Here is a 22,458-nt window from a genome sequence, read left to right as displayed (position 1 = left end):
CAGCAGTGAAACGCAATTGCGCCGATGGTAGTGTGGGGTCTCCCCATGTGAGAGTAGGTCATCGCCAAGCGCCTAATAAACGAATAATCCCTGTTGACTACGTCAGCAGGGATTTTTTCGTTTAAGCACTTGATGCGATGACTACTCGAAAATGGGAATTATAAAAAGTAGCCACGCAGTAGCATTCCTTTCATGTGATAGTCGAGGGCGAGTAGTGCGGAAGCACTGGTTTACGAGCGGGGGAAGTCTGTGACCCCTGTTGTTCAGCGGCAGCTGAGTGTCACGAACGGGCTAAGCACTGCGTGCCCTGTATAACACCAAAAGAATTTAATTTGTGATCAGGTTGGCCCAATCTCTTTGGCAAAGTGATTTTACATGGTCAAATTAATGCCTAAAATTATTCCAACCTCGACTCACTTGATCAACTATATTTTCATGATTTTTGAATGCGAAGTTTGCTAAGTCATTTTCTCGCAACCAAGCCCATACTTATTCAATAGGATTAAGCTCTGGCGAATAAGGGAGAAGGAGCATAATGGATAGATTATTAAATTTAATAGCCGTCTTATTTAAGTGTCAGTTCGCACAATCCATTACAACAAGCGCATGCCGAACTGTGTGTGTCGCATCCAATATATGATGAAGAAAAAGTCGCGGATTTAAAAAAAATAAAGATTAAAACGATCACAAAGATCCCTGGCCACCTACCAACGGATAGGGTTGATATTTGGTTTCAAGATGAAGCGTGTATAGTGCAGCAAAATACAACAACAAGAATGTGGGCACCAAAAGCCACTCGCCCTGATGCAACTAAACAACAGCAATTTGAATATGCACATATTTATGGTGCGATATGCGCAACTAATGGTAAGACAGAATCATTGAACCCCCAAAATCTGTCTAAAAAAATAATGCTAGAGCACCTTAAACTAATATCAGATGCAACCGAGAAAGGACGGCATGCTGTAGTGATAATGGATGGTGCAAGTTGGCATATTGAATTAATGGATTAGCGTTCGATAATTTAAGTACCATAAAATTACCGTCTTACTCTCTACAATTAAATCTAATAGAACAAGTATGGAGTTGGCTAAGGCAACACCATTTAGTCAACCGATGCTTTAGTGAATATGAAAATATCGTTGATAGTATTTCAGATGCCTGGAATGACTTCCGTTCTATTAAAAACGGGTTAAAGATATCAGTCATATGTCGTGGTTAAATAAGGCCGTATGAGCATGCGCAATGTTATTAGTTGCTGTAGAGGGGGTGAAGTTACAGTGTTTATCGTTGCGTTACTGCATACAGAGTGCTGATACGTTTGTAGTGTGATAAAAAACTGATTATTCAGAATAATTTCCTATCGTAATGGGGTACTTAAAATTCAACGATGTTGTTGGCCCTAATGCTCTATGGATAGAGTAGTCTCTGAGCTGTTTGAGAATAAAATGCTAATTAATCCCTCACGTAAGGCTCCTTTTGAACACTGTACAAACGGGATAGCTAATATTTCAAAGAGTGCAATCAGTATTGAAAGTCCACTGGCAAATACTGGTTTTCTGGATGAGTTTAAACCATCAATATGTAAATTTTCAATCGTTCCGGATTTTAGGCACAATGCTTTGATCTGATATAAAAGCTGCAGGTTGATTTCAGCGCTTAATTTCTGTTTTTTGTTTATTTCCTGAACCGCTTGAATGGTGCCCGAGGCGCCCATAGTAAGCGACCAGCCTTGATCTAAATATTGTTGTACCTGTGGCTGTATTATAATTTTTGCATTTTCAATGGCATTTCTGAAATTTTCTTCATTGAGCTGATGATCGGGGAAATATCTTTTTAACCAGGTAACACAGCCCATATTCAAACTGTGAGCAATTTTTACTGTCGAACCCTCGCCTATTATTAATTCGGTGCTTGCGCCTCCTATATCAATCACCAGCAGCGGGAGTGAAGTGTTTTCAGTATATGCAACACCCTTATAAATTATCCGCGCTTCTTCCAGACCGGATATTAAGTTAATCGGGTGCTGCAATATTTTTTCTGCCTGATTTATAAAAACGTCTTTATTGTTCGCCAGGCGTAATGCAGCCGTGGCGGTAATAAGGACTTTAACCGGCTGTAAAATACTCAGCTCATTTTTAAAGTCGGCCAGACAATTCAGACCTTTCTGGATGGTTTCTTGATTGATGTTATATTGTTCATCTAAGCCGGCAGCAAGGCGTACTTTCTGCTTTGATTTAGAATAGACACTAAAACCATTATTGGTCTTTTCAACGGTCAGCATATGAAAGCTGTTTGATCCAAGATCAATGATGGTATAGCGGCTTTTGGTCATTCTATCGCTTATGAGTACGGTGGTAATTATCTTTACGGCTATTAGAGTGTGCTTTGTACTTCGTTACCTTCATGACCGGTAAAGAGTCCAGCAGTGCCTTTTTATCATATTCACTAACAGCAATAGAATGTTTAATATATTCCTCAATTGCCGGAAGATTAAATACATACTTTTCACAGGCGAAGCTGATAGCTAAACCTTTTTCACCAGCGCGTCCGGTACGACCAATTCGATGTACATAATCTTCACAATCATCGGGCAGATCGAAATTAAAAACATGTGATACTTTAGGGATATGTAAACCACGGGCTGCTACATCGGTTGCAATTAACATATCAATTTCACCGTCAGTGAACTGCTGTAAAATTTTAATACGTTTATTTTGAGGCACGTCACCGGTTAATAAGCCGGCTCGTAAACCATCACCCGCTAAATAACCCCATACTTTTTCACAGGTATGTTTGGTATTGGCAAAAACAATCGCTTTATCAGGCCAGTCGTCTTCTATTAAGCTTAATAAAAGTAGCATTTTATCTTTATTTGAAGGATAAAACAGTTCTTCCGTTATATTCGCAGATGTCATTAGTTCCGGTTCAATCTGGATACGCTCGGGATCATTCATATGCTCAAAAGCAAGTTCTTGAACTTTATGAGACAGGGTGGCTGAAAATAACATGTTAAGACGTGTTTTGGCCTCTGGCATGCGTCTGAACAGATAACGGATATCTTTAATAAAGCCAAGATCAAACATACGATCTGCCTCATCAAGGACAACACTTTGGATAGAACCGAGATCGATAACGCCTTGTTTAACAAAGTCGATCGTACGGCCCGTGGTACCAATTAAAATATCAACGCCTTTTGTGAGCTTAGTATGTTGAATTTCAACTTTTTCGCCCCCATATGCTAAACCTAAGCTTATGTTTGACATGTCAGCAAGGATCATTGCATCTTTGTGTATTTGGATTGCAAGCTCACGTGTCGGCGCTAAAATAATAGCCCGAGGTTGGTTCTTGCGGCGATTTTCAGGTTGTGCATTGGTTAATAGGTGATGAAATACCGCAGGTAAAAACGCAAGTGTTTTACCTGTTCCTGTTTGAGCTTGTCCTGCTATATCTTTCCCGGTAAGGGTGATCGGCAATGACAAAGCCTGAATAGGAGTACAATATTCATAACCTTGCGACGTTAAACCTGAAATTAGACTTTTCTCTAAAGGAAGGTCTGCAAATTTTGTTTGAGTTAGATGTGTTTTATTCATTTGCAAATGATAGCAGTTTATACTTACAATAAGTATTGAGTTCGATTCAAATATTAAAAATTAATTTATATAATAGTAATTAACGATTAGTAATTCTTTTCTGGAGATAAAAATGAGCGATAATATCGTAACGTTAAGTGATGCAAGTTTTGAAGACGATGTAGTTAATGCCGAAGGTCCTGTTTTAGTTGATTTTTGGGCTGAGTGGTGTGGACCTTGTAAAATGATAGCGCCTATCCTTAGGGAAGTTGCGACTGAATACGCAGGTAAAGTTACTATTGGTAAATTAAATATTGACCAAAACAGTGATACTCCGCCTAAATTTGGTATTCGTGGCATTCCAACCCTGTTGTTATTTAAAGACGGGAAAGTTGCTGCAACTAAAGTAGGTGCCCTTTCTAAAACCCAACTTATTGAATTTTTGGATGCTAATATCTAATAAATTGAATACAGATTGAACAAGTTGTGATTTGCAGCATGTTCAATCTGGACTCTCTGATATTTAAGTGCTACCCTTGAGCTCAAAATACAAACAAATCTATTCTTGACATCAATCATTTAACACTCACTCACTTCTAAGCTGCATACCTAAAAAACTTATGAATTTAACCGAACTAAAAGATACACCTGTTTCTAAGCTTGTTACGCTTGGGGAATCAATGGGGCTAGAAAATTTAGCTCGTTTAAGAAAACAAGACATTATATTTGCAATTCTTAAAGCTCACGCTAAAAGTGGAGAAGATATTTTTGGCGCTGGTGTGCTTGAAATACTGCAAGATGGTTTTGGTTTTTTACGAAGCTCCGAAAGCTCCTATCTCGCTGGCCCTGATGATATTTACATCTCGCCAAGTCAAATTCGTCGTTTCAATCTTCGGACCGGTGATAGTGTTGATGGTAAAATACGTCCGCCTAAAGATGGTGAACGTTATTTTGCATTATTGAAAATTATTGAAGTTAATTTCAATAAACCAGAAAATTCCCGCAATAAAATTCTTTTCGAAAACTTAACGCCAATTCATCCTGATGAGCGTTTTCGTTTAGAAAATGGTAGTGGTAGTACTGAAGATATCACCGCACGTATTTTGGATTTAGTCTCGCCAATTGGTAAAGGACAACGTGGTTTGATCGTTGCACCGCCGAAAGCGGGTAAAACCATGTTACTGCAAAATATTGCTCAAAGTATCAGTATTAATTACCCGGAAGCCGTATTAATTGTATTATTAATCGATGAGCGTCCGGAAGAAGTAACCGAAATGAGCCGCTTAGTGAGAGGCGAGGTGGTTGCATCAACCTTTGATGAGCCGGCAAGTCGTCACGTTCAAGTAGCTGAAATGGTTATTGAAAAAGCAAAACGTCTGGTTGAGCATAAGAAAGATGTGGTTATTCTACTTGATTCCATCACTCGTTTGGCACGTGCTTATAATACGGTTGTACCAAGTTCAGGTAAAGTACTGACAGGTGGTGTTGATGCTAACGCTCTGCAACGTCCTAAACGTTTCTTTGGTGCGGCTCGTAATGTTGAAGAAGGTGGCAGTCTAACCATTCTTGCAACCGCGCTGATCGATACGGGTTCTAAAATGGATGAAGTTATTTATGAAGAGTTTAAAGGTACCGGTAACTCTGAAATTCATCTAAACCGTAAACTGGCTGAAAAACGCGTTTACCCTGCTATTGATATCACTCGTTCAGGTACTCGTCGTGAAGAACTGCTTACCAAATCAGATGAACTACAAAGAATGTGGATTCTGCGTAAAATTGTTCATCCTATGGGCGAAGTTGGTGCCACTGAGTTCTTGATTGACAAGCTCGGGTTAAGCAAAACAAATGATGATTTCTTTGATGCGATGAAAAATCAAAAAGCAAAATAATCGGCTTTTATTGTTTAAAAAAACGCTACTTTTAAGTAGCGTTTTTTTTCTTTTTTTTTCCATAATAAATTGGATCCCTTATGAAATTTGATGATTTACGTGACTTTATCGGGCAATTAGAAGAACTGGGACTTTTAAAACGTATCAAACAAGAGATAGATCCTCATCTGGAAATGACGGAAATATCAGATCGTACTTTACGCGCCGGTGGACCCGCTCTTTTATTTGAAAACCCGAAAGGTTTTGATACCCCTGTTCTGACTAACTTATTTGGTACAACTCAGCGCGTGGCATTGGCGATGGGTCAGGATGATGTTGCCGCTTTAAAGGAAGTCGGTAAGTGGTTGGCTTATTTAAAAGAGCCTGAGCCACCCAAAGGCATTAAATCGTTATGGGAAAAACTGCCAATATTTAAGCAAGTGTTAAATATGCCGACCAAAAAAGTACGCTCACCTGCTTGCCAACAGGTGGTGATGGAAGGTGATCAGGTTGATTTAACCAAGCTGCCTATTATGACCTGTTGGCCGGGAGATGTTGCACCTTTGATTACCTGGGGATTAACCATCACCCGAGGTCCCTATAAAAAACGTCAAAATCTAGGCATTTATCGCCAGCAGTTGTTAGGAAAAAATAAGATAATCATGCGCTGGTTATCTCATCGGGGTGGTGCGCTTGACTTTCGCGAGTGGCAAGAAGTTAATCCGGGTAAACCTTTTCCTGTTTCTGTTGCGCTGGGCGCTGATCCGGCAACGATTTTAGGGGCGGTAACTCCAATCCCTGATACCTTGTCAGAATATGCGTTTGCGGGCTTATTACGTGGCTCGCGCACTAAAGTGGCAAAAAGCTTAAGCAATGATCTGGATATTCCCGCCACCGCCGAAATAATATTAGAAGGTTATCTGCAGCCGGGAGAGGAGGCGCCAGAGGGCCCTTATGGTGATCATACTGGCTATTATAACGAGGTTGACGATTTCCAGGTCATGACAGTGACCCATGTGACGCATCGCGAAAATCCTATTTACCTGAGCACTTATACCGGGCGTCCACCCGATGAACCTTCCATTTTAGGTGTTGCGCTTAATGAAGTTTTTGTTCCTATTCTGCAAAAACAGTTTCCCGAAATTGTGGATTTTTATCTTCCACCTGAGGGGTGTTCATACCGTATGGCGGTTGTTTCCATTAAAAAAAGTTATCCGGGTCATGCTAAAAGAGTGATGTTAGGTATTTGGTCTTTCTTGCGCCAATTTATGTACACCAAGTTTATTATTGTTTGTGATGATGATGTTAATGTGCGTGATTGGAATGATGTTATTTGGGCCATTACCACCCGCATGGATCCCACGCGAGATACCACTATGATAGATAATACACCCATTGATTATTTAGACTTTGCTTCTCCTGTTTCGGGCTTAGGCTCAAAAATGGGCATGGATGCAACCAATAAATGGCCTGGAGAGTCGGACCGGGAATGGGGTGTGCCTATTGAGATGGATAAAGAAGTAAAAGAAAAAATAGATGATCTTTGGAAAGATTTAGATATCCTGTCATAATCTAAATGTTATTCTTTTGTTACATTCCTGTTTTTCTGGAACCTATTCTATAAAGAGAAATTAATGCACCCTGTTACTTGTAATATCACTTCCATCAAAAAGTTAAATGCTTTTTTATATCGCGTATTTTTGCAACCCATTGAGCCGGTTTCTTTTAAGGCCGGGCAATATATTTCAATTGTGATGGGGGAAAATGATAAACGTCATTTTTCAATAGCGAACGCGCCGACAGGAAATCAGATTGAATTGCATATAGGGGCAACACCAGAAAATAGTTATGCTATGCAGGTTATTGAAAAGATGCAGGATGAAGGTCGGGTTGATGCTGAAATTGGCAATGGTGTTGCTTATTTACGAGAAAGCTCGAAGCGGCCCATCATTTTGGTAGCGGGGGGAACGGGTTTTTCATATGTAAAATCTCTGCTCGAGCAAATTGTCAATCTGCAATTAACAAATCCGGTTTATCTCTACTGGGGGGTAAAAGAATACTCACACTTTTATTTTGCAGACGAGGCTTGTGGTTGGGCGAACGATCATAAAAACATCCACTTTCATCCTGTGATTGAGCTACCTGAAGCACAGTGGCAGGGGCATCAGGGGTATGTACATCAAGCTGTTTTAAATGAGTTTAAAGATCTAAGCGCTTTTGATATTTATGTTGTTGGACGATTTGAAATGGCAAAAATTGCTCGGGAAGATTTTGTCAAACAAGGCGCCTTGCTGGAACATATCTATGGCGATGCATTTGCCTTTCTTTAATTTACCCTTTCACCCTCTTGTTATGGCCAAGCCATTTTAACAAGGATAAATGTATGGATTGGCTATCAGAAAAAAGAATGTGCATTAGCAGTCTGTTTTTCTTTTAGTCATCGTCCGAGTAGGTCTCTGAATCTGTATCTTCAAGTAATTTACGCATATCTTTTAGTATGAGCGATATGATTTTTTTGATATATCGCATTGTCATCAGCATTAAACCCTACTCATATTTAATTAAATTCGCTGAAGCCTTTAAAAGAAGGTAAAATGCGCCGATATATTTTATAGAGAGTATGAAAATGCCCAACGCAGTAGATAAATTTAGTGATATCCGTCCTTATAACGATGATGAAATCCAACCTGCCATTGAACGCATTATCAGTAACGATGAATTTATCAATGCCATTATCTGTTTCCGTTTTTCTAAAATTGCTAAATTTACGGGCTTTTTATTAAAACCGCTACTGCGCCGTTATTTTTTATATAAATGGGGCGGTATTAACAGCATTGATGAGATGCAAGAAGTGGTTGGCGGTTATATGGAACACATGATTGCATCGACGACAACCAGCTTTACCTATTCCGGTCTTGATAAGCTTGATCCTGCAAAAAATTACCTTTTTGTTTCAAATCATAGAGATATTGCAATGGATCCTGCTTTTGTCAATTGGGCTTTATATTCAGAAAAGTTTAAAACCGTGCGTATTGCTATTGGAGATAATCTCTTAAGTAAACCCTATGTTGCCGATTTGATGCGCATGAACAAAAGTTTTATTGTGCAGCGCTCTGTCTCGGGTATGCGTGAAATAATGAAATCACTGACCCATTTATCGGATTATATTTTCAGTTCTTTACAGGGCGAAAGTAATATCTGGATTGCGCAAAGAGAAGGGCGGGCAAAGGATGGTTTTGATAAAACTGAGCCGGCTATTATTAAAATGTTTTACGTCAACGGTAAAAAACAAAAAACAAGTTTCTCTGATTACATTAATAAACTGAATATTGTGCCTGTTGCTGTTTCCTATGAATTTGACCCCTGTGATCAGCAAAAGGCGCAGGAACTTTATGACAAGGCAGAGTTTGGTGAGTATAAAAAATCACAATTTGAAGATATAGAAAGTATTGTTCGCGGTATTACCGGCCAAAAAGGGCGGGTTCATGTGGCTTTCGGACAGCCGCTAAAAGGTGAATTTAGCGATGCAGAGACGGTTGCACAGGAAATTGATCGTCAGATTTATTCAAATTATCATTTACACGCTTCTAATTTTATTGCGGCTAAGCAAGATTTACCCTCTATTGCTGCGGCTGACAAAGCGCTCTTTAATACCCATTTACAGGGGGTTAAACCGGAGTTACAAGAAATCGTATTAAGAATGTACGCCAATCCGGTTTATAACCATATAAAGTGATCGAACATTCCTGATTTAAAAAATTATTTTTGTTATGCACATATCGGAAAATCCCTTATGTGCATTTTTTTGTCACACTTAATATATAACATATTGAAAATTAATGATTAAAATACATTAATTGTTACAGTCTAAATTATCTTAAAAACAATTAACAGAGTTATCCACAGCTAAGGCTGTAGAGAAAGTGAACAGGCACTTACATTCACCGGTAGGCATTTAAGTGTTTCCTCTACAATAATCCACCTGACGCGGAACAAATAGCGGTAAACTTATTAACAATGAAAATTTATCGGCCGGTTTTTTAATCACTCAAATGCTCATAGATTAAAACTTTCTCAGATGTATTTGCGATTACTTCTCGTGTAACCGCTACCCACACTTCCAAGTCGCTAACGGATCGGTATAATCAGAACCTATTTTTCTCATATATTGGTAACAATCCGATGGCAATTATTCCGGAAAATCCTTTTATCCTTGTGGATGGTTCTTCATATCTGTATCGCGCTTTTTATTCGCCTCCGCATTTGACCAACTCCGCAGGCGAAGCAACGGGTGCGGTTTATGGTGTGGTTAACATGCTGCAAAGTTTATTAAAACAATTTAACCCCAGTCATGTGGTGGTGGTTTTTGACGCGAAGGGGAAAACTTTCCGTGACGATATGTACACCGAGTACAAATCTAACCGTCCCAGTATGCCCGATGATTTACGCATTCAAATTGATCCCTTACATGCAGTGATCAAAGCCATGGGCTTGCCTATATTAACTGTTCCGGGTGTTGAAGCCGATGATGTTATTGGTACGCTCTCCAGACAAGCAAGTGCTCGGGGTATTTGCACCTTAATCAGTACCGGTGATAAAGACATGGCCCAACTGGTTGATGAGAATACGTTATTAATCAATACTATGACTAATACCGTACTAGATGTACCAGGGGTCAATGAAAAATTTGGTATTCCACCTGAATTGATTATCGATTACCTTGGATTGATGGGTGACAAGGTTGATAATATTCCCGGCGTACCAGGTGTCGGAGAAAAAACCGCTCTGGCTATGTTACAGGGGCTCGGCTCCATGGATGATATTTACCAAAACCTCGACAAATTAGCAGCTCTCGGCTTCCGTGGCAGTAAAACCATGGCTAAAAAGATGAGCGACAATGAAGCGATGGCGCGCCTTTCTTATCAACTTGCGACTATTAAAACCGATGTTGAATTATCGCAAAGTTATGATGATTTTAAGCCTAAAGCCCAAGACACCGATGCGTTGATTCAACTCTTTGGTAAGTTGGAATTTAGACGCTGGTTATCTGCGCTGTTAGACACTGGCAGTATGGTTAACCATCAAGGTGCTGTTTCCAGCGCTACTAGCTCGACCAGCACCGCTACTGCTAACTCAGAGACAACCTCGGGATTCAAAATTGATCGCAGCGGCTACAAAACGATTTATACGCAGGGGCAGTTAACCCAGTGGATTGCCAAATTAGAGGCGGCTGAGTTATTTGCCTTTGATACTGAAACAACCAGCCTGGATTATATGGAGGCCAGCATAGTGGGCCTCTCTTTTGCTGTGCAAAGCAATCCCGGCAGTAAAGAGGAAGCGATTATCGAAGCGGCTTATTTACCGCTGACCCATGATTATATTGATGCGCCCAAGCAGTTAGATTTAACCGCCACCTTAGAAAAACTAAGACCCTTGTTAGAAAGTGACAAATTTAAAAAAGTCGGTCAAAACATAAAATATGACCGCAGTGTTTTGCTCAATCACGGTATAGAATTAAAAGGTATCAAGTTCGATACTATGCTTGAGTCCTACGTTCTTGACAGCACCGGACGGCATAACATGGATACTCTGGCGCTTAAGTATCTTGGTCATCAATGTATTTCATTTGAAGAGATCGCCGGGAAAGGTAAAAAGCAGCTGCCCTTCAATCAAATCAGTATTATCGAAGCTGCTCCCTATGCCGCTGAAGATGCTGATATTACTCTGCGTTTACATCTGCACTTATTTGAGCAATTAGCAGCTGAACCTAAGTTGTTATCTGTTTTTAACGATATTGAATTACCCTTATTAACCGTTCTTTCCGACATTGAACGCGGTGGTGTTGAGATTGATAGCAACTTATTGGGCAAACAAAGTGCTGAAATCGGCAAACGTTTATTAGAGCTTGAAGAGCTTGCCTATGAAGAGGCAGGTAAACCCTTTAACCTGAGCTCGCCAAAACAGTTGCAGACCATTCTTTATGAGGAGCTGGAGCTACCGGTTTTAAAGAAAACTCCCAAAGGCGCGCCATCAACAGCCGAAGAGGTATTGCAAGAATTGGCTTTAACTTATCCTCTGCCCAAATTAATTATTGAGCATCGTGGTTTAAGTAAATTAAAATCGACCTATACCGATAAGCTGCCAAAAATGGTGAATGAAAAAACCGGCCGTGTTCATACCTCATACCAGCAAGCCGTCACCGTCACCGGACGCTTATCTTCGACCGATCCAAACCTGCAAAATATTCCCATTCGCAGTGCTGAAGGACGACGTATTCGTCAGGCTTTTATCGCCCAACCGGGATATAAAATTGTAGCTGCCGATTACAGCCAAATTGAATTGCGTATTATGGCCCATCTTTCCCAGGATAAAGGCTTGTTAGCGGCCTTTTCAGCGGGCAAAGATATTCATAAAGCAACTGCTTCAGAAGTGTTTTCTGTGCCTTTAGATGAGGTTACCACGGAGCAAAGGCGCAGCGCTAAAGCGATCAACTTTGGTCTTATTTACGGCATGAGTGCCTTTGGCCTCGCCAAACAGCTCAATATTGGCCGTCATGAAGCACAGTTATATATGGATAAATATTTTAATCGTTATCCGGGGGTGCTTACCTATATGGAAGACACGCGCAGCTTAGCCCATGAAAAATGTTATGTGGAAACGATATTAGGCCGTCGTCTGCAGCTGCCTAATATTAAATCTCGTAATGGGATGCTTAAAAAGGCCGCGGAGCGTGCCGCAATCAATGCGCCAATGCAGGGGACTGCTGCAGATATCATTAAAAAAGCGATGATTGACATGGCGGATTGGATAGCAGAAAAGAAACCAGGCAGCGTGCAGATGTTAATGCAGGTACACGATGAATTGGTCTTTAGTATTAAAGAAGAGTTTGTTGAATCTTATACTAAAGAGATTCAAGCCATTATGGCTAAAGCCGCTGATTTAGATGTGCCTCTGATTGCCGATGCGGGCGTGGGAGATAATTGGGACGAAGCACATTAACTAATATTTGTTTATAGCGTCATGAACTTTTTGAAATTACCGATGACTAATATTTGAAGTATGTAACTTCATAGTTGTTCCTTAGTTATTAAGATAGTTATTAAGATAGTTATTGTATAGTTAGTTGAAAACTTTAAAACGCCCTACAAATTTTTTGTAAGGCGTTTTTTTTTGCGTAAATTTTAAAAAATGATGTAACAGATCCGCTAGTTAATTTACTGAAAAAACTCAACGGCATAAGTTCGGTCATGCGGGGCAGGGGAGAGAATAAAAAATAGTGTACTTTGAGGAGAGAATTGATCTTTCTTAAAAATCCTATGAACTTAATTTAAATCGCGCTGACTAACCTTATGAATTAGTTATTTCATAGTGGTTAATTCATAGTTATTTCCTTAGTTTTCCCCGTTACAATTTTTTGTAGCGGGGTTTTTTTTTACTTTTAATTTAATGCCTTGGAGATTTAATGCGTTGGGTATGAGAGGCAAGGCATTGAGAATGGTAGCTCAAGGGTGCTGGCATTGAGCGCAGACTCCGTGAACTTCCAATACCTTATTGGTTATTTGAAAACCATATTGTTTAGCTTGCTCTGAAAATGCGTCATCTATCACCGGATCTGTTAACCCGATTATTTTACGGCACTTATCGCAAATCAGTAACTGCATTGGGTGTTCGCAGCCAAAATGAGCACACATAAGATAGGCATTTAAGGATTCAATACGATGAATAAAATGGTTCTCTAACAGAAAATCTAAAGCGCGATAGATAGTAGGCGGTTTAGCATTTGCTTCGTGCAGTTTTAATCGTTCAAGCAAATCATAGGCACTTACCGCACCTTTTTGTTCAGCCATCAGTAAAAATACCTGTTGGCGTATTGGCGTGAATCTGATGTGTTTTTGTGCACAGATATCGGTAGCGCGTTGTAATAGAGTTTCTTGCATAAAGATGCTCGCGATAATTAAATTTTATTTAGAATAATGCCTGATATTAACATAATCGGTAATATTTCTGTGTTGATTGGATAAAATTGTTTTTGTTTCTGAGCGGTCACTTTATTTAGGTGTCATTATTTAATTATCTTCTCCAATTCCCTTACTACTGAGGATCTTAATTCTCATTATTTTTTGTATCCTTCCCTTTCCTGCCTTTATCATTGAATTTATTTGTTCCAGTTTGCGCTAAAATAAAAGGAACTGTCATTGCTCGCAATAATGACAAAGGGAGATCTGCTGGTAATGTAAGGAGAGGGATAATGTTAGTTTATCCGCTCATCGTTATTATTCCCGCAATAGTGGTGGACGTGACTTTTTTGTTTCCGGTCATACACCCTTAAGTAAATCTTTTTTAAAGGAGCAGCAATTATTTATCGATACGGGTTGCGGACATCAAGTCAGTCAGGCTCGGCAGGATCCTCATTTGACTCTCTGCGAGTTTGAAAAAACACTATTAAGATAGTTACCATGTCCGAAAGAATGTCGAGATCATCAAGTATTCAGATTTAACTGTGAGGCATGACGCTAGAGTGGAGGGATACGCCGACGAAATGGACAGTGCTGACGAGCAATGGGTAAACGGCTTTAAATCGCTTTATTATTGCGTTTTTTCTGATTGATAACTGCTTATTATTTTAAAAACAAGCAGTTGCAGCGTTTTTGTTTCCGTATGTTATTAACCGGCCAGAGAAAATTTAAGGGATATTTCTTTTTGAACCTTAACGTAAGTTCATCTAAAAGCGTCCTGCGCTGCGTTATGCGTCGTTCACATAAATAACTATGTGAACGATGCGATGCATGCCTTGCTCGGAACACTTTTAGATTGAACAAAATTCGCACTCCAAAGGTCAACAGACCCTAGTATGGCACGACTTCAAAGGGGATCCTGTGCACTTTTAATAATTCAGCAATTTCTTTCGGCGGCGGCTGGTCGGTGATGAGCATATCTATTTCCGCTATATTACCAAGATTAACCATCGCATTACGCCCGAATTTAGTATGGTCAACCGCTAAGTAAACGCTGCGGCTATTTTCTATAATGGCTTTTTTAACCCGCACTTCATGATAATCAAAATCTAATAACGAACCATCGTAATCTATCCCGCTGATCCCCAAAATACCAAAATCTAAGCGGAACTGTTTAATAAAATCCAACGTTGCTTCACCGACGATACCGCCGTCTTTATTACGTACTTCACCACCGGCCAGGATAACTTTAAAATCCTCGTTACCCATTAATATAAAGGCGACATTGATATTGTTAGTCACAATCTGTAAATTTTTGTGGGTTTTTGCTAATTCTCGCGCAACGGACTCCGGCGTCGTTCCGATATCAATAAACAGTGTTGCTCCGTTAGGAATGTATTTAACTAGGGCTTCTGCAATGCTGTCTTTTTCGTTTAGCTGCATTGCTTTGCGGGTATTATAAGCAGTATTGATAGAGCTGAGCGGGGTAGTTGCGCCACCATGATGGCGGCGTATTTTATTTTCATCGGCCAGTTCATTTAAATCACGACGAATAGTTTGAGGGCTCACTTTAAAGCGTTCAACAAGATCGTCGGTACTGACATAGCCATTCTTTTGTACGAGATCGATGATTTTCTGATGTCTTGTAGTTTGCTTCACGAAACACTGCTCCTGGCTCTGTGATCTTAATTTCTTCGATTTAATGAAATAAGTTTACCGCGATGGTAATGAATAGCAATGAAAGAACAAGGTTGTAGAGTGATCTGATACTTATTAGTTTCGAATTGAAAAAAATAAGCATGCTTTTATACGAGCACTCTCGAAGTGAATATTAGTTATCTTTTCCATTTATATAATCCTAAATAGCTTTAGCGCTTTTATTCACTTTCTTGATGATGCAGTTCAGCCCATATCTGTGTACATTTTAGTGCACGCTTCCAGCCGTTATAACGTAGCTGACGTTGAGTTTGATCCCCATCTGGCGTGAATAAACGTTCGATAACGGTTTTATTTTCCAGCTCGCTAAAATCCCCCCAGTAAGCAATGGCTAAACCCGCCAGATAAGCCACACCCAATGCGGTTACTTCGGTAATAGCCGGGCGTTCAACCGGTGTATCTAATAGATCTGCTTGAAACTGCATTAAAAAATTGTTCGTGACTGTGCCACCGCCAACACGTAGGCTGGCGAGTTTAACACCGGAATCCGCCTGCATAGCCTCCAGCACATCACGGGTCTGATAAGCAATGCTCTCTAATGTTGCTCGAATGATATGATTGGCATTAACACCCCGGGTTAAACCAAAAATAGTACCTCGCGCATAGGGGTTCCAATAAGGGGTACCTAAGCCGGAGAACGCTGGAACAACATAGACTCCGTTGGAAGAATCAACTTTAGTTGCAAAATATTCAGAATCTTTAGCATCGTCCAGTAATTTCATTTCGTCACGCAGCCACTGAATAGAAGCTCCCCCCATAAATACCGGACCTTCGAGCGCATATGCAGCTTCGCCTCCCGGGGTCCGCAGGCTAAGGTGGTTAACAGACCATTTTTAGAGTTTACTTTTTCTTTACCGGTATGCATTAATAAGAAACAGCCCGAGAGTGTATTCAAGAAAACAAGATCCTCAAACAGATCACCAACCATTGTATTGAAGAAACCAGCGGGTTATTTATTACTTTAACAGAAGATGATCTGGATTTTCAACAGACCTCCATTACAGCCTGTGCAACGCAGTACTCGGTACAATCCAGATTTTTTCAGCTAACCCACAACCCTTTTGATTACTAGGTCTTAAGACTAATCAAACCCTCAATCCAATGCTTAAAGGTAAAGTGATCAATAACCTATTTTGTGCAGGTTCCAACTTAGGTGGCTATGATCCCGTCGCAGAAGGAAGTGGCAGTGGTGTGGCAATTAGTACTGCTTATCATGCTGTTAATCAATTCTTACCAATCACCAAGAATAGCCATTCAAAAAAGATCACCTGCGATAGTTTGCATAACGGAGAAGCACTATGGATTTAGTATCAACACGTTTTGAAAAATGCATCAAGTGCACCATCTGCACCCTGTACTGCCCTGTTGCAAAAGCTAACCCTAATTACCCGGGACCCAAAGAATCAGGTCCCGATGGTGAACGACTCAGGCTCAAAAGCCCAGAGTATTATGATCAAGCATTGAAGCTTTGCACCAATTGTAAACGCTGTGAAACCTCCTGCCCCTCTAACGTCAATGTGGGCGATATTATCGCAGTGGCACGTGGCAAGTTTGAAAAGAAAAAAATAAATCCTAAATTAATGCGTGATTACATTTTAAGTCACACCGATTTATTTGGATCATTATCAACACCCATTGCCCCTTTGGTTAATAAAATTACGGATTCAATCATTATCAAAACCATCATGGATAAAACCGTGGCTATTGATAAGCACAAATCCTTACCTAAGTATTCTTTTGGATCATTTAGACACTGGTATAAAAAACAAGCCGATGCCCAAGCTCAATTTGAGCGTCAAATCAGTTATTTCCATGGCTGTTATGTTAATTACAATAACCCTCAACTGGGTAAAGATTTAGTTAAAGCACTCAATGCCATGAATATCGGCGTTAAGTTACTGAAGAAAGAAAAGTGCTGTGGTGTACTGCTGATAGCCAATGGCTTTCATGACAAAGCCCGTAAGAATGCGCAGTTTAATGCCAAATACATGACCGAGGCTGTGGAGCAATTCAATACTCCTATACTATCCACATCATCAACCTGTGCGCTGGCTTTGAAACAAGAAGACCCCCATGTACTGAACGTCGATAACAGCGAGATTTCAAGTAAGCTTGAGTTTATTACTTCATTTTTATTACGCGAGTTTATGAACGGTAATTTACCCGAGTTAAAACCCGTCAATAAAACCATTGTCTACCATACCCCCTGTGATTTAGAGCGCAGTGGTTTAGCAATTTACACCATTGAATTATTACGTTCGATCCCCGGTTTAAATGTCATTGTACTTAACAGTGAATGTTGTGGTTCAGCGGGTACCTACGGTTTTAAAAAAGAAAATTACGGTGTTTCGATGAAGATTGGCTCAAACTTATTTGAGCAAATAAAAAACTCAAATGCTGATTTTGCTATTACCGATTGTGAAACATGTAAATGGCAAATTGAAGAGAATACCGATCTCAAGACTATTCATCCAGTGAGTTTATTCGCGCAGTGTTTACCTGCGTAGTGATGATCGCGACGCTTGAATAAACAGAGCAAATATCCATTAGTTTTTCTACTCTATAACTCTTTGACGTGGGTGAATCCATTAAACCAAGTAACCCATATTCAAGTAATCGGCTTAAGTCTTGATAGCTAGATCTTCAAGATCTAACGCGCTTAAAACCTGCTGTCATACAAAGGGTGTAACTGCTTATTTATTTGGAAGGATAAGTAGTGACGGATAAAAACCAAAAAACAGGTTTTTGATCCATGAATAACAAGCGGATGAATGGCTTTTAAAAGAGTTCTATCTTGCGCAGATGGATGCTCAAATGAAATCGACAATGCCAATCAGAAATTGGAAAGCGGCCTTCAATCACGATTGAAGACCGCGTATAAAAACCGCAGTTACGCAGTATTATTTCTTCAGTAGGTAGTTAACCAACTCCATATACTTATCTTGAGAGTTGATACTTTCATCTGGAGTAAGACGGTACTTGTTGTTCACAACCACTGTTGGAACACCTCTTAATTTTGCCTTTTTGAAATCTATATCAAAGCGTCTCTGCATAGAATCAACCACGAAACCATTAAAAGCCGCATCAAATTTCGCTGCTTCAACGCCGTTATCGATAAAGATTTGGCGCAATTCTTTGTCATTCTTAGGTGCATTGCGAAGATCGTGAATCTGTCTAAACATAACAGGAATCATTTTTTCTTCGACCTCTAGCACCACCATAGTGGCATAAGCTTTTGCCATTGATACACCCATCTTGCCACCCATAAATGAAACGTGAGTTTTCTGAAATTTAACATTTTCAGGAAGACGCTCTTTTACCTGTCCGATAAGCGGTTCAAAGTTGTAACAATGGGGACAGTAGAAGGAAAAGTATTCTGTCATTTCAGGCTGAGAAGATGCTTGGGTATCCAGTACCTGATATTGTTGGCCTGCTGTAAACTGAGCTGCGTGCGCTGTAAAGCTAAGCAGCAGAGTGATAATAAGTGCGAATTTTTTTTTCATTATGATTGTCTCTAAAAGTATTTTTATTACGATCTCAGCAACCAGAGATTCGATCCTGATTAGCTGAGCACATTGAATTAATTAGAAATGGAGACGTTATCCGATTGGAGGGCGGTACAATATTTCAGAGAATGAGTGCGGGTTTTCCATCGGCTCGTCTCTCATTAATGCCAGAGAGAATGCCTGTGTTTTGTGCAGTTTTGCAACTGCGGTTGCTGGAAATAACGTAATCACGTTTATTAAGCGCTCGCATTGGTGGAGCGTATTTGCATTAATATTGATGGCTTTAATAACCGCATTCCAAGCTTGCTGGCATTTTAGTCTGATTTCTAATTTATCATAGTATTCACAAGCAAGTACGGGTGCGGTCATTGTTAATATGGAACCGTTACTCATATTGGCATTAGTCATCTTATTCGCTGATCCCACCGCAAAGACAGATGTTAGCAGGGCAACTAAAAGTAGATAACAAACAAATACATTACGACGAACAAACGACATTAATTCACACTTGTAATAGTGGCAGAAAATGAGAGTTAAAAAGCCTCCAACAAAGGAGGCTTTTAGCTATTATTACTTATACTATCGAATCTGCTAAAAAGATTAAAGCGTTTTCACCTAGCGACTTAGCTATTAAACGCTTTCACCTGGCGATTGAACAATATTTTGTACCGATAGCATTAAGCCCCTTTGAATTGAATGATTATTGAGCTTAAGAGTCATTCATATTGTATGTTTACTGACCTCAAACTCTCGCCGTTTTTGAGGTTTTTTGCCCATTTTCGGGGCAATTCTTTCTTTTTGAAAGTCTTAAGCGCACGGTGTATGATCACCCCCTTATTTTTTGCAGTCACCGCTGCTTTTAAACGCAACATATACAGATAGAGAAACGAGTAAAATCAATGACAAACCCAAATAATACCAGTGTTTACCCAAGCAACCGTTTCTCCATTGCCCCGATGCTCGATTGGACGGACTTTTAGGTTAGACATGGGGTTCAGTATCTCTAGGCGTACTATGGGCGAACCTTATTCATTGTCATTTTATTTTTTCGATAAAAGGCGTACCGCACAATCCTTATTTTTTATCTTTTATTACCCCTCTAATTATTTGCATTCCTGATCTTCACCATCCTAATTCTAGTTTATTTACATTTCCTATATGGTACTAAAACAGTATCAAAATATGGTAGATACAAAAAAGGCCACCATTAGGTAGCCTTCAAAAAATGCGCGAAATGCCACTTATGTTAAATAACCGGAATTCCCCAGAAAAATAGCCTTTAAAATCGAATCCTGAGAAGTCTTAGTAAGTTCTTCTTATAATTGACTTTTTTTTCATTAAACAGCTCAGATTGTGACTATAAAATAATTATTTGACTGAAAGAGGTTTTACTTTTAAACACAGGGATAGTTACAGTGTAACTTTTTATTGATGAGTACGAAAATGGCCACTGGTTGGTAGCCAAAATTGGTGTGTTGCTTTGCTACCCGCACCAAAAAACGCCAAAATTGGTGCGGTACCTTGCTACTTGCACCAAAAAACGCCAAAATTGGTGCGGCACCTTGCTACTTGCACCAAAAAATGCCAAAAGTGGTGCAGTACTTTGCTACTCGCACCAAAAAAAGCCAAAATTGGTGCTGCATATTGTTGCCCTTTTAATATCAGATAAAAACAAGGATAATTATGAATGCCACGTATAGTTTAAAGCCATTGGGACAGCTCGGCGACTTGGAAAGTAAAGCCATATTAAAAGCAGCTGCGAAGGCACAGTATGCGTTAGGTAAGCTGGAAGGCTTGACTAATAGTCTTCCTAACCCACAAATATTACTCGCTACCTTGTCACTACGGGAAGCACAGGAAAGCTCTGCAATAGAGAATATAATCACGACACAAGATGACCTCTATCAAAGTAACTATAAAGTGAAAGAATTCGCAACGGCAGGAGCTAAAGAGGTTCACAGTTACGCAGCTGCACTTCTCGATGGGTACAACATCATTAAGCGCACAGGTCTATTGACCAACAATACACTCGTAAAGCTACAAGCACATATCGAGGGAAATAATGCTGGTTTTCGGAAGCAGGCAGGGACAGCGCTCGTAAATGAAGCCACACAAGAAGTTGTTTACACGCCGCCACAAACACACGATGAAGTAGTTAGACTCATGGCCGATCTTGAGGCGTTTATTAACGATGACACTCTTTCTGATTACGACGATCTTGTGAAGATGACATTGATCCATCATCGATTTGAAAGTATCCATCCCTTCTATGACGGTAACGGACGAACTGGACGCATCTTAAATATTTTATACTTGAGTAAACAAGGATTACTTGATGCCCCTATCCTGTACTTATCAAGCTACCTTAACCGTAACAAAGGCATGTACTATAAGCTATTGCAACAAGTTCGTAACACCAATGAATGGGAAGCTTGGATCTTATTTATGCTTGAAGGTATACGCGTCACAAGTCTCGAAACGTTGGACAATGTCAATGCTTTGCTAAACCTTATGGATAATCATAAACAAATAATTCGGAATAAGTTACCTAAGATTTATAGCTATGAGCTAGTGCTACATCTATTCACACATCCGTATACCAAGGTTGATATTTTCAGCGAATCCTTTGAATTACATCGCAATACGGCCCGCCGTCATTTAAACCAATTAGAAGAACTAGGCGTGTTAACAAAAGTAACGATTGGTAACGAGCACTTCTACGTTAATAGTGATCTATTCAACCTACTTGGAAACAGATGAAGTTTACAAAAGTATGGAATTATTGTGGAATTGACCAGGGAAGGGGGAATTAAAGTAACAGATCAAATGAGTTACAGTGTAACTTTACGATGGTGAGCAATAAATACAACTAAGTCCACCGATTGGTAGCTCTATTGTGAGGAGCGTAAATATGTCAAATTTCCCCTTTTATTGAATTAATACGTACCGGATTAAGAACACGGCACTAGTGTATCCACACTGAAAAAACTTATTTATATTCTGTCAAAGATCACATCGTTTCAAATCTATATTAGCCTCCGTAATGACTCTCTTTAAATTTGATATTTCGGTATTATTTAGCTTCTTTACGCCACGAAAGGATCGGGAACCTTGGTAAATAGGGGATTGGTGTAGGATTTTTTATCCGTAGTATTGCTAAACAGATTATTTCCCGTTTGCTTTTAAACATCCTTATTCAGTATTAACCTGAATCCTCATCTGCTCTAATTCGCTTTAGGGGCCTTAGCTAGTTATCTTTCTGAGGCGCAAAGGGGCACAAAGCGTATATGGACTCCACGTATTTTACAATATGATTTTTCATAAACATTAAGATGCGGTCGTATATACGGCTTTTAATGAAAGAGCTACTTTCTAGCCTATGATGTTTGCGCACCCGTTATCCTCTTCGCCTTAACAGTCTTAATGACTTTCGCTTTGGACAGGTTTTTAACAGGTTGGTCTTACCGTTTATGCTTCATCATTATTGTAAAAATTTTGCTTATTGTTGTTCTTTATCGTGTTTACTATATTACTAATAGTAACTGTTGCTCATATTTATTCTCATACCGTAACATTGCCCAGGCGGTTCTAACTGTTTTGTTAGCCAAAGCAATACAGGATCGTTTAATACCCGCGCGTTGAACCAGTTTTATCAACCATGCTTGTTTGGCCGTTTTGGCTTCATCTGGCAATCGGCATATATAAGACAGTGCGCCTTGGTATAAAGCCGATCTCAGTTCTTTAATTCCACCTGCACGATCAATTCCGGTCATAAATACTTTACCACCTGAACTATGCTGTTTAGGTGTTAACCCTATAAAAGCCGATGCCTCCCGCCCAC

18 protein-coding genes and 1 pseudogene are annotated in these 22,458 nt (G+C 39.8%); 11 read left to right on the top strand and 8 right to left on the bottom strand.

The annotated features are described in order from the left end of the window. Nucleotides 1-620 precede the first annotated feature (620 nt). Nucleotides 621-1,013: a transposase gene (locus ACJAZP_RS17915; RefSeq protein WP_415232112.1), complete on the top strand. Its 393-nt coding sequence runs from the start codon at nt 621-623 to the stop codon at nt 1,011-1,013. After that, nucleotides 1,001-1,222 carry a transposase gene (locus ACJAZP_RS17910; RefSeq protein ID WP_415232113.1) on the top strand — a complete coding sequence of 74 codons (222 nt, stop codon included), beginning with the start codon at nt 1,001-1,003 and terminating at the stop codon, nt 1,220-1,222. Before ACJAZP_RS17915 ends, ACJAZP_RS17910 begins: the two co-directional genes overlap by 13 nt. A gap of 180 nt (nt 1,223-1,402) precedes the next feature. Here the strand turns inward: ACJAZP_RS17910 and ACJAZP_RS17905 are convergent, their stop codons facing one another. Then, a complete protein-coding gene (locus ACJAZP_RS17905) occupies nt 1,403-2,335 on the bottom strand; it encodes a guanosine pentaphosphatase (protein ID WP_415232111.1) in 933 nt (310 codons plus the stop codon). A gap of 1 nt (nt 2,336) precedes the next feature. After that, on the bottom strand, nt 2,337-3,593 hold the full coding sequence (gene rhlB, locus ACJAZP_RS17900; RefSeq protein WP_415232110.1) for an ATP-dependent RNA helicase RhlB: 1,257 nt from the start codon (nt 3,591-3,593) through the stop codon (nt 2,337-2,339). A 112-nt stretch (nt 3,594-3,705) separates the two neighbouring features. Here rhlB and trxA point away from each other — a divergent pair, with 112 nt between their 5' ends. The 6 genes from trxA to polA all read left to right on the top strand — a co-directional run bounded on the left by trxA (nt 3,706) and on the right by polA (nt 12,439). Continuing rightward, on the top strand, nt 3,706-4,032 hold the full coding sequence (trxA, locus tag ACJAZP_RS17895) for a thioredoxin TrxA (RefSeq protein WP_415232109.1): 327 nt from the start codon (nt 3,706-3,708) through the stop codon (nt 4,030-4,032). 160 nt (nt 4,033-4,192) lie between these two features. Next, nucleotides 4,193-5,461 carry a transcription termination factor Rho gene (gene rho / locus ACJAZP_RS17890; RefSeq protein WP_415232108.1) on the top strand — a complete coding sequence of 423 codons (1,269 nt, stop codon included), beginning with the start codon at nt 4,193-4,195 and terminating at the stop codon, nt 5,459-5,461. 80 nt (nt 5,462-5,541) lie between these two features. Next, nucleotides 5,542-7,011, top strand: coding sequence for a 4-hydroxy-3-polyprenylbenzoate decarboxylase (gene ubiD / locus ACJAZP_RS17885; protein WP_415232107.1), 1,470 nt, complete (start codon nt 5,542-5,544; stop codon nt 7,009-7,011). A 63-nt stretch (nt 7,012-7,074) separates the two neighbouring features. Beyond that, nucleotides 7,075-7,770, top strand: a complete 696-nt coding sequence (fre, locus tag ACJAZP_RS17880) for an NAD(P)H-flavin reductase (RefSeq protein ID WP_415232106.1) — start codon at nt 7,075-7,077, stop codon at nt 7,768-7,770. 296 nt (nt 7,771-8,066) lie between these two features. After that, nucleotides 8,067-9,176 (top strand): 1-acyl-sn-glycerol-3-phosphate acyltransferase, encoded by a 1,110-nt coding sequence (locus ACJAZP_RS17875; RefSeq protein WP_415232105.1) that lies wholly within the window; start codon nt 8,067-8,069, stop codon nt 9,174-9,176. A 446-nt stretch (nt 9,177-9,622) separates the two neighbouring features. After that, entirely contained in the window at nt 9,623-12,439 is a 2,817-nt protein-coding gene (polA, locus tag ACJAZP_RS17870; protein ID WP_415232104.1) for a DNA polymerase I, read from the top strand. A 503-nt stretch (nt 12,440-12,942) separates the two neighbouring features. On the opposite strand, the gene ACJAZP_RS17865 is transcribed toward polA, so the two are convergent. The 3 genes and pseudogenes from ACJAZP_RS17865 to ACJAZP_RS17855 all read right to left on the bottom strand — a co-directional run. Then, nucleotides 12,943-13,377 carry a transcriptional repressor gene (locus ACJAZP_RS17865; RefSeq protein ID WP_415232103.1) on the bottom strand — a complete coding sequence of 145 codons (435 nt, stop codon included), beginning with the start codon at nt 13,375-13,377 and terminating at the stop codon, nt 12,943-12,945. Nucleotides 13,378-14,286: 909 nt separating this feature from the next. Then, nucleotides 14,287-15,054 carry a DeoR/GlpR family transcriptional regulator gene (locus ACJAZP_RS17860; protein ID WP_415232102.1) on the bottom strand — a complete coding sequence of 256 codons (768 nt, stop codon included), beginning with the start codon at nt 15,052-15,054 and terminating at the stop codon, nt 14,287-14,289. 218 nt (nt 15,055-15,272) lie between these two features. After that, nucleotides 15,273-15,994, bottom strand: a pseudogene (locus ACJAZP_RS17855) (FGGY-family carbohydrate kinase); the annotation flags it as partial. A 218-nt stretch (nt 15,995-16,212) separates the two neighbouring features. Between ACJAZP_RS17855 and ACJAZP_RS17850 the strand changes: the two are divergent. After that, nucleotides 16,213-16,419: a hypothetical protein gene (locus ACJAZP_RS17850; protein ID WP_415232101.1), complete on the top strand. Its 207-nt coding sequence runs from the start codon at nt 16,213-16,215 to the stop codon at nt 16,417-16,419. After that, on the top strand, nt 16,410-17,618 hold the full coding sequence (gene glpC / locus ACJAZP_RS17845; RefSeq protein WP_415232100.1) for an anaerobic glycerol-3-phosphate dehydrogenase subunit GlpC: 1,209 nt from the start codon (nt 16,410-16,412) through the stop codon (nt 17,616-17,618). The genes ACJAZP_RS17850 and glpC overlap by 10 nt, the downstream gene beginning before the upstream one ends. A 393-nt stretch (nt 17,619-18,011) precedes the next feature. Here the strand turns inward: glpC and ACJAZP_RS17840 are convergent, their stop codons facing one another. Both ACJAZP_RS17840 and ACJAZP_RS17835 read right to left on the bottom strand, forming a co-directional pair. Continuing rightward, entirely contained in the window at nt 18,012-18,614 is a 603-nt protein-coding gene (locus ACJAZP_RS17840; RefSeq protein ID WP_415232099.1) for a thiol:disulfide interchange protein DsbA/DsbL, read from the bottom strand. 96 nt (nt 18,615-18,710) lie between these two features. Continuing rightward, nucleotides 18,711-19,115, bottom strand: coding sequence for a hypothetical protein (locus ACJAZP_RS17835; protein WP_415232098.1), 405 nt, complete (start codon nt 19,113-19,115; stop codon nt 18,711-18,713). Nucleotides 19,116-20,300: 1,185 nt separating this feature from the next. On the opposite strand from ACJAZP_RS17835, the gene ACJAZP_RS17830 reads away from it, so the two are divergent. Continuing rightward, entirely contained in the window at nt 20,301-21,377 is a 1,077-nt protein-coding gene (locus tag ACJAZP_RS17830) for a Fic family protein (RefSeq protein WP_415232097.1), read from the top strand. A 764-nt stretch (nt 21,378-22,141) separates the two neighbouring features. Here the strand turns inward: ACJAZP_RS17830 and ACJAZP_RS17825 are convergent. Beyond that, the coding region (locus tag ACJAZP_RS17825) for a transposase (protein WP_415232096.1) at nt 22,142-22,458 on the bottom strand (317 nt) is incomplete at its 5' end.

Source organism: Psychromonas sp. (assembly GCF_047632955.1).
GTDB lineage: Bacteria > Pseudomonadota > Gammaproteobacteria > Enterobacterales > Psychromonadaceae > Psychromonas.
This window is presented reverse-complemented; position numbering and strand designations above follow the sequence as displayed.

What these genes read in the sequence shown, in the direction of transcription:
- glpC (WP_415232100.1), top strand. Translation starts at nt 16,410, where the DNA reads ATGGATTTAGTATCAACACGTTTTGAAAAATGCATCAAGTGCACCATC.
- rho (WP_415232108.1), top strand. Translation starts at nt 4,193, where the DNA reads ATGAATTTAACCGAACTAAAAGATACACCTGTTTCTAAGCTTGTTACG.
- ACJAZP_RS17830 (WP_415232097.1), top strand. Translation starts at nt 20,301, where the DNA reads ATGAATGCCACGTATAGTTTAAAGCCATTGGGACAGCTCGGCGACTTG.
- ACJAZP_RS17865 (WP_415232103.1), bottom strand. Translation starts at nt 13,377, where the DNA reads ATGCAAGAAACTCTATTACAACGCGCTACCGATATCTGTGCACAAAAA.
- ACJAZP_RS17835 (WP_415232098.1), bottom strand. Translation starts at nt 19,115, where the DNA reads ATGTCGTTTGTTCGTCGTAATGTATTTGTTTGTTATCTACTTTTAGTT.
- ACJAZP_RS17840 (WP_415232099.1), bottom strand. Translation starts at nt 18,614, where the DNA reads ATGAAAAAAAAATTCGCACTTATTATCACTCTGCTGCTTAGCTTTACA.
- rhlB (WP_415232110.1), bottom strand. Translation starts at nt 3,593, where the DNA reads ATGAATAAAACACATCTAACTCAAACAAAATTTGCAGACCTTCCTTTA.
- fre (WP_415232106.1), top strand. Translation starts at nt 7,075, where the DNA reads ATGCACCCTGTTACTTGTAATATCACTTCCATCAAAAAGTTAAATGCT.
- polA (WP_415232104.1), top strand. Translation starts at nt 9,623, where the DNA reads ATGGCAATTATTCCGGAAAATCCTTTTATCCTTGTGGATGGTTCTTCA.
- ACJAZP_RS17875 (WP_415232105.1), top strand. Translation starts at nt 8,067, where the DNA reads ATGCCCAACGCAGTAGATAAATTTAGTGATATCCGTCCTTATAACGAT.
- trxA (WP_415232109.1), top strand. Translation starts at nt 3,706, where the DNA reads ATGAGCGATAATATCGTAACGTTAAGTGATGCAAGTTTTGAAGACGAT.
- ubiD (WP_415232107.1), top strand. Translation starts at nt 5,542, where the DNA reads ATGAAATTTGATGATTTACGTGACTTTATCGGGCAATTAGAAGAACTG.
- ACJAZP_RS17905 (WP_415232111.1), bottom strand. Translation starts at nt 2,335, where the DNA reads ATGACCAAAAGCCGCTATACCATCATTGATCTTGGATCAAACAGCTTT.
- ACJAZP_RS17850 (WP_415232101.1), top strand. Translation starts at nt 16,213, where the DNA reads ATGCTTAAAGGTAAAGTGATCAATAACCTATTTTGTGCAGGTTCCAAC.